The organism is Cellulophaga lytica DSM 7489 (assembly GCF_000190595.1).
Taxonomy (GTDB): Bacteria; Bacteroidota; Bacteroidia; order Flavobacteriales; family Flavobacteriaceae; genus Cellulophaga; species Cellulophaga lytica.
This window is the reverse complement of record NC_015167.1, coordinates 1911757-1923925: the sequence shown is the minus strand read 5'-3', so window position 1 is coordinate 1923925 and position 12169 is coordinate 1911757. Positions and strand designations below refer to the sequence as shown.

Here is a 12169-nt window from a genome sequence, read left to right as displayed (position 1 = left end):
CGTTTAGTGTATTTTTATAATGTCCGCCAAATCTTTTGATTTGGCTTTAAAAATGAAAAAATTAAAACAAAATAAAAAGTTTTGGCTAAGTGCTTAATCGGAAATTAATCGCTTTAAATTCACGTACTAATCATAGCCGAAGCCGTTAGGTGTAATGCCAAATAACCAATAAAACTGAATGTTTACAAAAAAGGAATTAATAACTAAAGAAATTGACTTCTCATACTTCAAAGAAAGTCTAAATTCTGAAAAAAAATATTTAGAACAATACTTTGAAATCAATTCTGAAAAAATATCAGAGACAAATAACCAGTTTTCTGATAAACTTTTAGAACAAATTGAAGAAAACCCAAGTCTTGAAAGTAAAATAATAGCTGAATATGAAAGTAGTTTTAGAGCTATTAACTCTTACTATTTTCATTCATCTATCGCATTAATCCACACTTATTTCGAAAGTTACATTTCGCAATTGTGTAATATAATAACAGACCACACACTCTCAAGTTTCAGCCTTCAACTACTAAAAGGTAATAACTTAATAAAAACAGCATTAGATTACCTAAAACTTACCACTGGATTAAACGATGAAATAATTAACATACACAAACCTCGATTAGGAAAGTTCCAAAATTTGAGGAATAAAATCATTCACGAAAACTCAACTTATAAAGACGATACCGATAAAGCTAAATTAGAAAATGGTTTCAGTGGGAAAATTGAATTTGATGAAACCAATAATAAGTTCTTTTTAAAAGATGACGAATTAGCGATTGAATATCTTGAAAAATCAAACATTTTTTTAAATGAAATTATAATAATATTATCTGAAAAAGAATTTGTAATAGAAAACACTACACCAAACACCGTATAAAATTAATTGCTAGTGCAAGCCGACTTTCGAAAATCCTCGCGGATTTTCTATTCGGTTTTTATTTGCTAAATTAGGTACTTATATACGTATAAGTATTATATAAAAAACACTTAGTAAGAAATTTAAAAATAATCTACTCTATTCAATAATTCAATACAAATAATAATATCTAAATTAAAAAATACTATTTTAAAGATTATATAGGTTAAATTATGTACTTAAAATTAAAGTTCTCAATATTATTTTTGCTGTTATCCAATTTAACACAAGCCCAAAAAGCAACTTGGGATAAAACTTTACCCACAAAGGAACTAAAGGTTCAAGAAATAAAAAACCAAATCATTGATAAAGAAGAAAAATTATATCAATTAATTGAAAGTTTACATTATAATTCACCTATTTATGATTGGGAAAGCTATATAACATTTGACAGTAAAGAAAAATTACAACTACATATTGATCGTTATCAAAAAATTATAAAAAAAATTAGTCATAATCCCAATCTATTTTCAATTTGCAATGAAATTAACAATTTGAATCATAAAATAAATGCTAAAAAAGAAGATGCCTGCAAGCGTTTAAACAAGGATTTAAGTATGGCTAAAAAAAATGTTAGAAACGCCAAAACTAGATTAAAGGAATTATCTGGAATAGAAGAAAAAGAAAATAATGACGTAAATTCTCACCTAAAAGAAATGGATTTATTGGATGAAGAGATAAGGAATGAATCTGAAAAAAGCAAAACCATTTCTAATAAGCTAGATGCTTTAAATGGAAATAACAAAATTAGTTCAATTGATGACTTCTTAGCTACTACTAATAATACACCTACCGACTTTCTTTCTGAACAAGAAAATAATAATATTGATGACTTTTTAAGCGATTCTAGAGAGGACTCTAGTGACGATTTTTTAAGTGAAGCAAACAATAGTACAGATTTTAAAATCACTACAAAAAACAATTTACAAGGCGTAGTTAATACTAAAGGAGATATTTTAATCCCTTTTAAAAACTGGGAAATTTTAGAGTACAAACAAGGCATTGCTAAAGTTTCAATTGTAGTAAAAGAGAAAAATTTTGGGACAAAAGAATCTCCTTATTTGTATTTAAGTACAATCTATAAAATAGGATTTGTGGATGCATCTGGGAATTTAATTAATGAATTTACTTTAAAATCAAAAAGAATAAAAAGACGCTCTTATAAGGTTACTGGACTATACCTTCTACATGATGATTATAAGAGAGATAAAAGAAAAGAGGAATATGAAAAAAATCAAAAAAGACTTAAAGAAAAACAAGCTTTAAATAGGGCAAAAGAATGGGAATTAAATCAGATATACCAATGAAAAAAATCACAATACTTACCTTCTTTTTTCTAATTTCACAAATTAGTTTTGGACAATTAGATAATGTTACCAAGAACAAAATTAAAGCTTATTATTTTACAGCAGAAGAGCTTTACAACAATGGGGCTTACTCTAAAGCATTAGACAAGTTAGAGAGTTTAGAAGAACTGTCTAAAGGTATTAAATTAGCAACCTCTCAAAATTTAAAGGTTAAAATATTAGTAAAACAAAACGAATTAATAAAAGCTAAACAAGAGTTAGAAATTCTTTATACCTTAAACCCTTCTAAAGCCATCTTTAAAGATATTGCATCATATTCAAATAAAATTGATGAAGGTATAGAAGCAGAACAAATAATATTAGAAAAAAAACGTGAACAAGAAAGAATAGAGAGTGTTATGCTGTCTACTGGCACAACACGGTCTGAATATGATGAACTTACGAAGCTATCAATTTCTCAAGGAGGCAATGGGTTATTTAATACTGAAGATGTAAAACAACTTAGAGAAAATAAGAGAATAGCTAGGATAAAATTAGAAGATGAAGAGAAACAAAAAATAAGAGAACAAAATAAAATTGATCAAAGTAATTGGGATAAAACTCTTAGCATAAAAACTGAAGAATCTTTTAATAAATATTTAAGCAACTCCAATAACACGCTATATAGGCTTGAAGCAAAAAAATATCTGTCTCTTGGCTCTATAAAAAAAATAACTTTGTTACCCAATGGTAAGCTTCCTGAATTAGAACGATATACATATGCAAAAACAGGAAAAGTAACTGAAGAAATGCCCCCTTATTTAAATGTGGCAGACTTTGAAGAATTAAAGTTTTATTTTAATCTTACGAGTATTAAAACACATCGGTTTTACGCTTTGGAAAAATTTCATGAAAATATAAAAGACTTATCAAAGTTAAAGAGTATTACATATTCCTCACAAAAGTTAACCAAATTACCTAATATTTTTGAAAGTTTACCGAATATTACTTTTTTAAATTTCTATGACAATAAATTAACTTCCATACCTAAAAGTATGTGGAAGTTAAAAAAACTTACTAAATTAAATTTAAGTAAGAATAAATTAACTTCTATTTCTGAAAACTTAGGGTATTTAAAAAATCTAACAACTTTAGATTTAGGTCACAACAATATTAGTTCTTTACCCGACTCTTTTAGCAACCTTATTAATCTAAAATATTTACATTTAAGTAAAAACCCAATTAACTCAATACCTGATTTTATTGGAGATTTTAAAAAACTGAAAACATTATACTTAGATCGTACCAATATTCAAAATTTGCCAGAAAATCTCAGTAATATTGATGGACTAACTATCTATTTAGATAAAAACCTATTTTTAAAGTTAAAATCAGATATAAAAAAAATACAGAAGAAAAATTCCACAATAGAAATAAAAAAAATGGATTATTAATATATACATAATTAATTAATTACCAGTCATAGCTAACTTACAAATCCTGAAGCGTATGTACTCGCGGATTTTCTTTATCAGTAATTATTTACTAAATTAGATACTTAAACCACGCCACTAATCTTATACAACCCGTTGTGGTTAATGCTGAAAATTACTTGTAAAAAAATGACCAAAAAGCGAATTGATACAAATCTACATTATATTCAATACGTAGGTGGGCGAATTGGATTAGTAGTTGTTATTGGATTTCTAATTTACAGTATCTGGATTCAAAGGACTTCCGCAATTATCTTTTGCTCTTTATTCCTTTTATATACTCTTTTTCTTTTAAAAAAGGTTTTTGACAAACCGATGAAAATTGAATTTGACGAAAATTATATTTATCTCGAAAATGGAAATAAAATGATTGAATTAAATAAAATTATCGGAATTAAATGGAATCGAATTTTATATCAGTCTGGCGGAATTAAAGAAAAAATTAAATTGCCGAATTTTTATTTTATGAATAAAAACTGGATTGAATTAAAAAAATTGATATGTAGTAAAAAAAAGTAATGCGAACTCTAGGACAAAACCGAAAAGTCTGTGCATATTATCAAAGTCTACTAAATATAAAAATTGGCATTTATAGTAGAAAAATAAAAACAGAACATAAAATTAATCACATCTTTTTATTTAGTATGCCTACTAGAATTTACAGAAGGATAGTTAATGTAACTAAATATTTAACTATGTAATAAAACATATCTATGAGCACTAAAAAACTTATTTCTTTAAACAAAAACTATTACAGTACCTTAGTGATGACATCAAATTATCTAAATAAATACTTTAACCTTAATATTGGTACATTTTTTGATGTATTAAAACGGGATGATAAAACTAGTTTTTAGTGAATTTCTATCACTTTTAAGAATCTTTTATACGTGTAAGATAATTGAAGAGTCTGATTTATATTATGATCAGTTTAAACTAGCTAAAACCTTAAATATTTTTATCAAATCCTTTAATCTTGAGTTAATGAAACTGAAGAATTTAAAATTTTAAACTCATTACAATTAATTTAAATTTTAACATTATGAAAACACAAATTGCTTTATTTTCACTTATCCTTCTTTCTCTTGGTGGTTCAGAGTATACAAATAATTATAATTTGCAAACTCCCATTGCTAACCAAGCAAATTATAAACCAAGCAAAACTAATGTGTTACCCAACAATGACAAAACAAATTCAATAGTAAAAAGTCAAAATCTCTGGAAAAATATTAAAGCAAAAGATACTGTAAAAGAAAAAGAAAACTACAAAATTCTAAAAAGTAATCCAGCTTTAAAATACTCTATTCGAAAAATAGGCCAAGGGAATAGAGTTATCTTTTCGGTAAATAACGGCTTAAGAAAATTGCCAGACCTAATCTACAATCAATCTAGTGGCATTTACACTGAAACAAATCGCAACAAACAAGGGTTTGATAATGTAATATTTCCATTTAAATGCTCATTATCTACCTCTGTGAATTTTAATGAAAATCCATTTAATAATATTGGCGAATTACTTAATGATTTTGAAATTGAAATTAATGAGCCCGGACTTTGGGAAGTATCATTTAGAAACTAATTTTTTAAGAATTTTATTCAAGGTGAAACATTGAATATTAACAAATGTGTAAATAACTTACAAATCCATTGCTAGTTCTAGCTTACTCACAAGTCCCGAAGCGTCGGGACTTGTGGATTTTATATCTCTGATTTATTTGCTAAATTAGTTTGTTAATCACGTAACTATTCTGATACATAAAAAACTAGATTAAATTAATGAATAAACTACTAATTGGATTAGCAGCTATAATCTTATTTGGTTGCAATGCCAAAATCAAAAAAGAGAAAGAAAACAGTAAGAACGAACAAAACCCTAAAACAGAATTAAACGGAAAAATTAGGGTTTTAAATTTTGGAACTGCTCATTTAAGCCAAACATCAGATGCAAATTCTTCTCAAATAAATTTAAATGACCCAAATGAAAAAGCTGACTTAAAAAAACTCGTTGAAAAAATTGTTGAATTTAAGCCCACTATTATTTGCCTTGAGTTAGAACCCAAAAATAATAGCTATATAGCTTCTACATATTCAGAATATCTAAAAGACCAAACTAATAGATTAAATTACTCGGACGAGTTAAATTCAATAGGACTTGAAGTGGCACGATTGAGTGGTACAAATAGGATTTATGGTATAGACAGCCAAACAGGTTTTGATTACCCAAGTTTAGTAGAGATTGCCAATAAAAAAGTCGCTGATAGTCTTTATATTTCACAAGTTATGAATAACTATAAAAGGGTAAATGCTTTAAAATTTAAAGAACAATTTAAAGAGATTAACACAAGAAATTATAAAATGGAAACATTTAACTTATATAATTTTTTGGCGACACAACATACCAAAGGAAACCAAGAAGGAGTTAATGAAATTACTAAATTCTACCAACGGAATCTAAAAATGTATAGTAATTTTAATGATATAGAAATGACCAAAAACGACAGGGTCTTTATCCTTTTAGGTGCTACACACACTGCCTATTTTGACATTTTTCTTGAAAATAACCCAAAAATTCAATTAGAAAATCCGAATAAATATACTGATTACTAAAAAATACTAAGCAAAATAAAATATGATAGTAAAAATTAAGTGAAAACCCATTAATTTTTATTTAAAAGATTTCCTGTAGGCATTGTTAAATATTAACCCAGGTTTTTACAATGGCATTGCTTAGTACTTGGTTGTTTACCTAAACCAAAACCTTCATATTTTATATGATTTTTATTTGCTAAATTAGTTTCTTAATCACGTAACTAACAATATACAAACACTTTGCGCGTATTATGAAGAAATATATTCAAAACAAAAAGATTTTACTTACAACTTATAGTTTGGTCTTATTTAGTTTTTATTCTTGCATAACAGGAAAAACGTATTCAGCTAAAATAGCTAAATTTCAACCAAGTTTTTGGGGAGAAATTAAAGAGAATATTGTAAAAGAAGTTACAGATACTACGGTAGTGTTTATTAATGGAAAAGTAACTGATTATAATAGGCCTGCAGGAGAAGGTGTTGAACTAATTTTTACTAAAAAAGAAAATAACAAGAAATTTAAAACTGTAACCGATTCTATTGGTAATTTTGAAATAGAAGTAGTAAAAGGATCATACGAATTACAGCTAATACCATACATATACGGCAGAACTCCAACCTTAACCTTTGAAAATTTAAATTTTAAATCTGGAGAAAAACGTGAATTGATAATTTATACTGAATCAAATTATGAGACTATAGCAAAAGACACCATTTTTGAGAATAAAAAAGCCTATAAAAAATATACTGAAAGGTAACCATAAATACTACTGACAACAACACCTATAAGCATTACGGATTTTAGTCCTTACTACAAAAGTTTAGTGAATATTTATTAAGTCTACCAAATAATTTTGAATTGGCTTTATTTAGCAATACTAAAATACTCAAACTAAGTACTTAATAGTAAATTAATTGCTTATTTACTCCTGCACTAACCATATCCAAAACCGTTTTTAAAATATAAATAGTAGATTACTGCTTTTTAATGTACTTTAAAGTTTAAAAACATTTATTTCTTCTCTAAATTTTGGATTTTATAACAACGGATAATCTCAAAATTAAACGCTTTTAAATAAATAGTAGAACACAAAAAAATGAACAAACATTCAACAGTTTTTTTCACTGAAATCAGTGAGAAATAATGATTGAAGAATATATATTTTTGTGAATGAGACAGTTCACTATGTATCCTTACCAATAATTAAATTTAATGAAAACTAAAATTACGCTTCTATTACTATTAATAACTACAATAGCTGTTGCACAAGAATATAACTCTTTTATGCTAGAACAAATTGAATCTCATGAAAAATTTTCTTACGAAGGTGTTTTTGAACTATTTAATGCACAAAAAGTTGATGCCGAAATAGATCAAAATTACAAATTACCGTGGAACTCTACATTATATACAGAGGCAGACTGTAAAGCAATTCTAGATACATTGGCAAAAAATGGAGCAATAAATATTAAAGAGGGTAGCTTTTCTAATCACGTTTTAGAATTAAATTCACATTTTCCGGAGTTTGCTAAAAATAATTTAATGGATAATTTTAAATTATCTATTAAGGAAAGTAATATTACCAATGAAGATCTAAATTTAAAAATACAAAATAGTGGAACTATTTTCTATGGCTCCAATAGTTCTTCTGTATATAAAAACGGTAGCACAAAATTACACCGTTGGCGAACACTTAATGCTACTTTTAATATTAATACAAACATAAATACAGAAATATACAAGGGCTCAGTAATATTTGAAAGCGGATTTGTTTATGGATATGATTACGTAAAAATTAAAAAATCTGATATTGGAACAAAAATGAAAATTGGCAATTACAAGTTTAAAGTTATTGATGTTATGAATAATACTGTCATATTAGATTTTAAAAACAACATTAACCTTTTAGATTTTGATTTGATTAATTTAAATGAAAATGAGGAACGACTCATTGCAACAAATGGTATGTCATCTGGTGCCAAAACACTTTATAAAGATATATATCAAAAGTTTAAAGAAAACCCAAGCCTATCATTTGACGAATACAAAAAGACATTTCATTCTAAATTTTTAGACCTAATTAAAAGTACTGACTTAAGTAAAGAAGCTAAAGAAAAGTACTTAGGTAAAGAGTATGTTGCTTTTTCGTCATCCACTAAATTAGAAAACGCCTATTTATACCTTCCCAAATATTATTCAAAAACCTTTAAAATTAATTTACCTGACAATTAAAAAGAGATAAGTATTGGCAAATGGCATCAATTATAATTGCCTATTTACATAAAGCTTAATTATTATTTTAAACACATAAACTTAACACCACTCCAAAGCAACATTTATGCATATTATAATTAATAACGCACAATTTAATAAAGAAGATTTAGTTAAATTAATAAATGAAAGTAAATAAAAAGCAATTACACATATAACATCAAAAACCAATATTAGCTTAAAAGACGCCCATAATATAGTTGAAAATTTGAATGATAATCCTAACTACTATGATAATCAGGTATTAGATATTGCAGAAAAAGATTTTTCTACAGAAGAAACCATCACTATTAACGAAGAACCAACGTTCATTATAAATAAAAATTCAACTACCAATAAAGATGCCTTCACATTTACATCTAATAATAAATTAGACCAGATAAAACAAATTAAGGAAAGTTTAAATGTAGATTTAAAAACGGCACAGAAAATTGTAGAGGAGTTACATGAGAAAATGGGTGGTGGAATTGTAAAATATGTAGAAAGCCGTATGGTCAAGGAAAATGGTGAGTATACTACCATTAAAAACGAATTTTTATTGAACGAAATAATCTCTGAAAAGGAGTTTAACACCCTTGTTAAAAATGCCAAAAAACAGTAACATTTTAAAATAAAGTTAGCAAGATATTTATGATGTTGAGTTAAACCATAACATAAAACAACGCATTAAACATAGCTAACACACACTACACATTATTAAAATATGAATATAAACAAACTTTTAATAACCTCTTTACTATTAACTTTTACTGCAGGCTTAATGGTATTTATAAAACTAAGCTATTATTTTTGGAGTACACAATTTGATGCCTTAATTTATTTAGCTATAATTTTGGTTTTAATCGCTGTACTATCAGCTTTAACAGCCTTTGTACAATCATCAATACAATTTTACACGACTCAAAAATTTGAATGGAATTGGCTATTTAGTTTTATACTAGTATGTCTATATGCTATTGGGTTTACATACTATTTAATATTTAGCTAATCTTAGAACAACCATTAATTCTAAAATAAAAAAATATCTACATCTATTTTTATGAAAACACTATTTACTTGTCTATTTCTATTAACAACCATTTGCAACGCCCAAAATAGTACAATGAAAAAAACCAACATAACCGATTTAGAAAAATTGAACCTAAAAGGAAACGTAAAGAGTGTAAACGAATTTTCGCAAGTATTACACGTAGATGATGCACCATCTATTGAAAATGTTAAAACGTTTAATACAAACGGATTTTTAACAAATGAAACCATCTATTATCGGGGGAAAGCAAGAAGTACTGAAGAATATACATATTTAGACGGAAAATTAAAAACCAAAGTTGAAACACTATTAACATCCAGTGGCTACACAACTACATACAGATATGACTACAAAGAAAATGAAATTGTAGTAAAAGTTTTTGAAGATGATGAATTAGCAGAGTCGTCGATTAAAAAAATAGATAAAAACAATAACGTTATATACACTAAAGACAGTAACCTATTGTTTAATACCTACTGTGAAAAAACATACAAATACGACAAAAACGACAACCTACTGCTAGTAACCGAAGACTGCTACAATGAAGATGGTAAAAACTACAGCAACACTATAAAATATGAATATAAAGATGCATTACTTGTAAAAATGCAACACTCAAATACAATTACTAATGACAATATAGGCTTTACAGAGCAATATTATTACAACAACTTAAATGAGTGTACAGAAATAAAAGTTTTTATAGATAACAAATTAGATAGCAAGCAAACCAAAGTATACGATAATAGTCTATTAACAGAACATCATTTTTATGAAAATGATGATGAAATAAAATTTATAAAATACGAGTACGACCAAAAAGAGAATATCACAAAAAAAACTGTTAATGAAGTATCTTCTAATGGAACTGTAACAACTATTTTTACTTTTAAAATTAGCTATTACAACAATTAACTACTGTAAATCAATTTATTGAGAATATAAAAATTGCTAATTATCAATGAAAGATTATTAAAGCCTAAACAAAGATGTAAACTAAAAACAATTATAAAATTAAGGTGTTATTACTTTTTTTCGTAACCGTTCAATCCATAAATGCTCAAAATTATATAGATTATTATGAGAACGGGAAAAATTAGAAAATAGCCTATGTCCATAAACAAACACGCTAACCTCAATTGTCCTAAATAAATACCTATAAGCAATATATTAAAGATTCTAAATAATATTTGTAACGTTTACTACCACAAGAGTACAAATAATATAGATGTGTGTACTTATTATATATCTTGAACAGAATAGACATCAAAAAAATAAATAATTAAAATCTTTATGAAAAAAAATAAAAAACTACCCATTGGAATTGCTATTGGAATAGGAATAGGAACCGCTGTTGGTGTTGCAACAGATAATCTGGGACTATGGCTTAGTGTTGGAATTGCCGTTGGGGTTGCTATAGGAACCACACTTGATAAAAAAAATAAATCGGAAGAAAGCAATAGACCTTAAAAACAAGTTTAGCTAATGAAAGAAATTTTAATTTGCTAAACTAGGTGCTTAACTATCTAAATAACCTAACACAACCAAAAAGTATACAACATCCGAAAATTTGTATAAGCATTTAAGCCTATTACTACCTCATCTTTGCAATGTTATTTTAATCTATAAAAAAACAGACAGCAATGAAAGCAAATAAATTTGGCAAAAATGGTTGGACACCAGAAAGAATTGATGATTTAAGCGGTAAAACATTTGTTATAACAGGCACTACAAGCGGAACCGGATTTGAAGCAGCTAAAATATTGCTGTCTAAAAATGCTAAAGTGGTAATGCTTAACAGAAACCCTAAAAAGGCAGAAGACACCATTAAAACTTTAAAGCAGGAAGTTGGTAGCCATTGTAATGTTTTAAATATAACTTTAGATCTATCTAAACAAGCCTCTGTAAAAAAAGCTGCCCAAGAGGTGCTTAACACCGTTACTAAAATTGATGCGTTAATTTGTAATGCTGCAATTGCACAAGTACCAAAACATACACTAACAATAGATGGTTGGGAAAGTCAAATGGGCACCAATTACTATGGAAATTGGACATTACAAGCTTTATTGTTTCCGCTTATAGAAAAATCTAACGGGCGCATTGTAACTGTTGGTAGTATGGGGTATAATATGGGAATTAAAACCATAAAATTTAATGATTTAAATTGGAATAAAGATTATACACCTAACAATGCATATAGCCAAAGTAAATTAGCACAAATAATGTCAATTTACGAACTACAAGATAGGTTAAAAGAAGCTGGCAAAACTAACGTTAAGGCCTATGCTTGCCACCCAGGAGCATCAAGAACAAACTTAATTAACACAAGCGGAAGCTTGCTTATGCGCTTTATGTTTTTTCTAATGAAACCATTTACACAATCTGCAGAAAAAGGTGCTTACCCGCAATTAATGTGTGCTACAGAAGAAAATTTAGACCAAACGGGTTTTTACGGCCCTACTGGAAGAAGCAATTGGGTTGGCCCTGTTGGCGCACATAAGTTAGAACCACACGCTAAAGACGAAGCGGTTTCTAAAAAATTATGGGAGCTTTCTGAGAAAGAGACAGGTGTAAAATGGAATATTTAAA

12 protein-coding genes are annotated in these 12169 nt (G+C 27.3%); all 12 read left to right on the top strand.

Annotation, left to right across the window (positions count from 1 at the left end):
- Positions 1-178: 178 nt before the first annotated feature.
- The 12 genes from CELLY_RS08640 to CELLY_RS08585 all read left to right on the top strand — a co-directional run bounded on the left by CELLY_RS08640 (position 179) and on the right by CELLY_RS08585 (position 12168).
- Positions 179-871 carry a hypothetical protein gene (locus tag CELLY_RS08640; protein ID WP_013621291.1) on the top strand — a complete coding sequence of 231 codons (693 nt, stop codon included), beginning with the start codon at positions 179-181 and terminating at the stop codon, positions 869-871.
- Between the two features lie 212 nt (positions 872-1083).
- Positions 1084-2217, top strand: a complete 1134-nt coding sequence (locus tag CELLY_RS08635) for a hypothetical protein (RefSeq protein WP_013621290.1) — start codon at positions 1084-1086, stop codon at positions 2215-2217.
- On the top strand, positions 2190-3650 hold the full coding sequence (locus CELLY_RS08630) for a leucine-rich repeat domain-containing protein (RefSeq protein ID WP_013621289.1): 1461 nt from the start codon (positions 2190-2192) through the stop codon (positions 3648-3650). The genes CELLY_RS08635 and CELLY_RS08630 overlap by 28 nt, the downstream gene beginning before the upstream one ends.
- 168 nt (positions 3651-3818) lie before the next feature.
- Complete coding sequence (locus CELLY_RS08625; protein WP_148228895.1) at positions 3819-4208, top strand: hypothetical protein; 390 nt, start codon at positions 3819-3821, stop codon at positions 4206-4208.
- Positions 4209-4731: 523 nt separating this feature from the next.
- Positions 4732-5268 carry a hypothetical protein gene (locus CELLY_RS08620; RefSeq protein WP_013621285.1) on the top strand — a complete coding sequence of 179 codons (537 nt, stop codon included), beginning with the start codon at positions 4732-4734 and terminating at the stop codon, positions 5266-5268.
- A gap of 197 nt (positions 5269-5465) precedes the next feature.
- The gene (locus tag CELLY_RS08615) at positions 5466-6296 is read left to right on the top strand and encodes a DUF5694 domain-containing protein (protein ID WP_013621284.1); all 831 of its coding nucleotides are present in this window, start codon (positions 5466-5468) and stop codon (positions 6294-6296) included.
- A 233-nt stretch (positions 6297-6529) separates the two neighbouring features.
- Entirely contained in the window at positions 6530-7036 is a 507-nt protein-coding gene (locus CELLY_RS08610) for a carboxypeptidase regulatory-like domain-containing protein (RefSeq protein WP_013621283.1), read from the top strand.
- A gap of 455 nt (positions 7037-7491) precedes the next feature.
- Positions 7492-8511, top strand: coding sequence for a hypothetical protein (locus tag CELLY_RS08605; RefSeq protein ID WP_013621282.1), 1020 nt, complete (start codon positions 7492-7494; stop codon positions 8509-8511).
- A 247-nt stretch (positions 8512-8758) separates the two neighbouring features.
- The gene (locus tag CELLY_RS08600; RefSeq protein ID WP_013621281.1) at positions 8759-9151 is read left to right on the top strand and encodes a hypothetical protein; all 393 of its coding nucleotides are present in this window, start codon (positions 8759-8761) and stop codon (positions 9149-9151) included.
- 501 nt (positions 9152-9652) lie between these two features.
- Positions 9653-10495 carry a hypothetical protein gene (locus tag CELLY_RS08590; protein ID WP_013621279.1) on the top strand — a complete coding sequence of 281 codons (843 nt, stop codon included), beginning with the start codon at positions 9653-9655 and terminating at the stop codon, positions 10493-10495.
- Between the two features lie 378 nt (positions 10496-10873).
- A complete protein-coding gene (locus CELLY_RS17065; protein ID WP_013621278.1) occupies positions 10874-11050 on the top strand; it encodes a glycine zipper domain-containing protein in 177 nt (58 codons plus the stop codon).
- 173 nt (positions 11051-11223) lie between these two features.
- Entirely contained in the window at positions 11224-12168 is a 945-nt protein-coding gene (locus CELLY_RS08585) for an SDR family oxidoreductase (protein ID WP_013621277.1), read from the top strand.
- Position 12169: the final 1 nt, after the last annotated feature.

What these genes read in the sequence shown, in the direction of transcription:
- CELLY_RS08590 (WP_013621279.1), top strand. Translation starts at nt 9,653, where the DNA reads ATGAAAAAAACCAACATAACCGATTTAGAAAAATTGAACCTAAAAGGA.
- CELLY_RS08635 (WP_013621290.1), top strand. Translation starts at nt 1,084, where the DNA reads ATGTACTTAAAATTAAAGTTCTCAATATTATTTTTGCTGTTATCCAAT.
- CELLY_RS17065 (WP_013621278.1), top strand. Translation starts at nt 10,874, where the DNA reads ATGAAAAAAAATAAAAAACTACCCATTGGAATTGCTATTGGAATAGGA.
- CELLY_RS08585 (WP_013621277.1), top strand. Translation starts at nt 11,224, where the DNA reads ATGAAAGCAAATAAATTTGGCAAAAATGGTTGGACACCAGAAAGAATT.
- CELLY_RS08605 (WP_013621282.1), top strand. Translation starts at nt 7,492, where the DNA reads ATGAAAACTAAAATTACGCTTCTATTACTATTAATAACTACAATAGCT.
- CELLY_RS08630 (WP_013621289.1), top strand. Translation starts at nt 2,190, where the DNA reads ATGGGAATTAAATCAGATATACCAATGAAAAAAATCACAATACTTACC.
- CELLY_RS08625 (WP_148228895.1), top strand. Translation starts at nt 3,819, where the DNA reads ATGACCAAAAAGCGAATTGATACAAATCTACATTATATTCAATACGTA.
- CELLY_RS08610 (WP_013621283.1), top strand. Translation starts at nt 6,530, where the DNA reads ATGAAGAAATATATTCAAAACAAAAAGATTTTACTTACAACTTATAGT.
- CELLY_RS08640 (WP_013621291.1), top strand. Translation starts at nt 179, where the DNA reads ATGTTTACAAAAAAGGAATTAATAACTAAAGAAATTGACTTCTCATAC.
- CELLY_RS08620 (WP_013621285.1), top strand. Translation starts at nt 4,732, where the DNA reads ATGAAAACACAAATTGCTTTATTTTCACTTATCCTTCTTTCTCTTGGT.
- CELLY_RS08615 (WP_013621284.1), top strand. Translation starts at nt 5,466, where the DNA reads ATGAATAAACTACTAATTGGATTAGCAGCTATAATCTTATTTGGTTGC.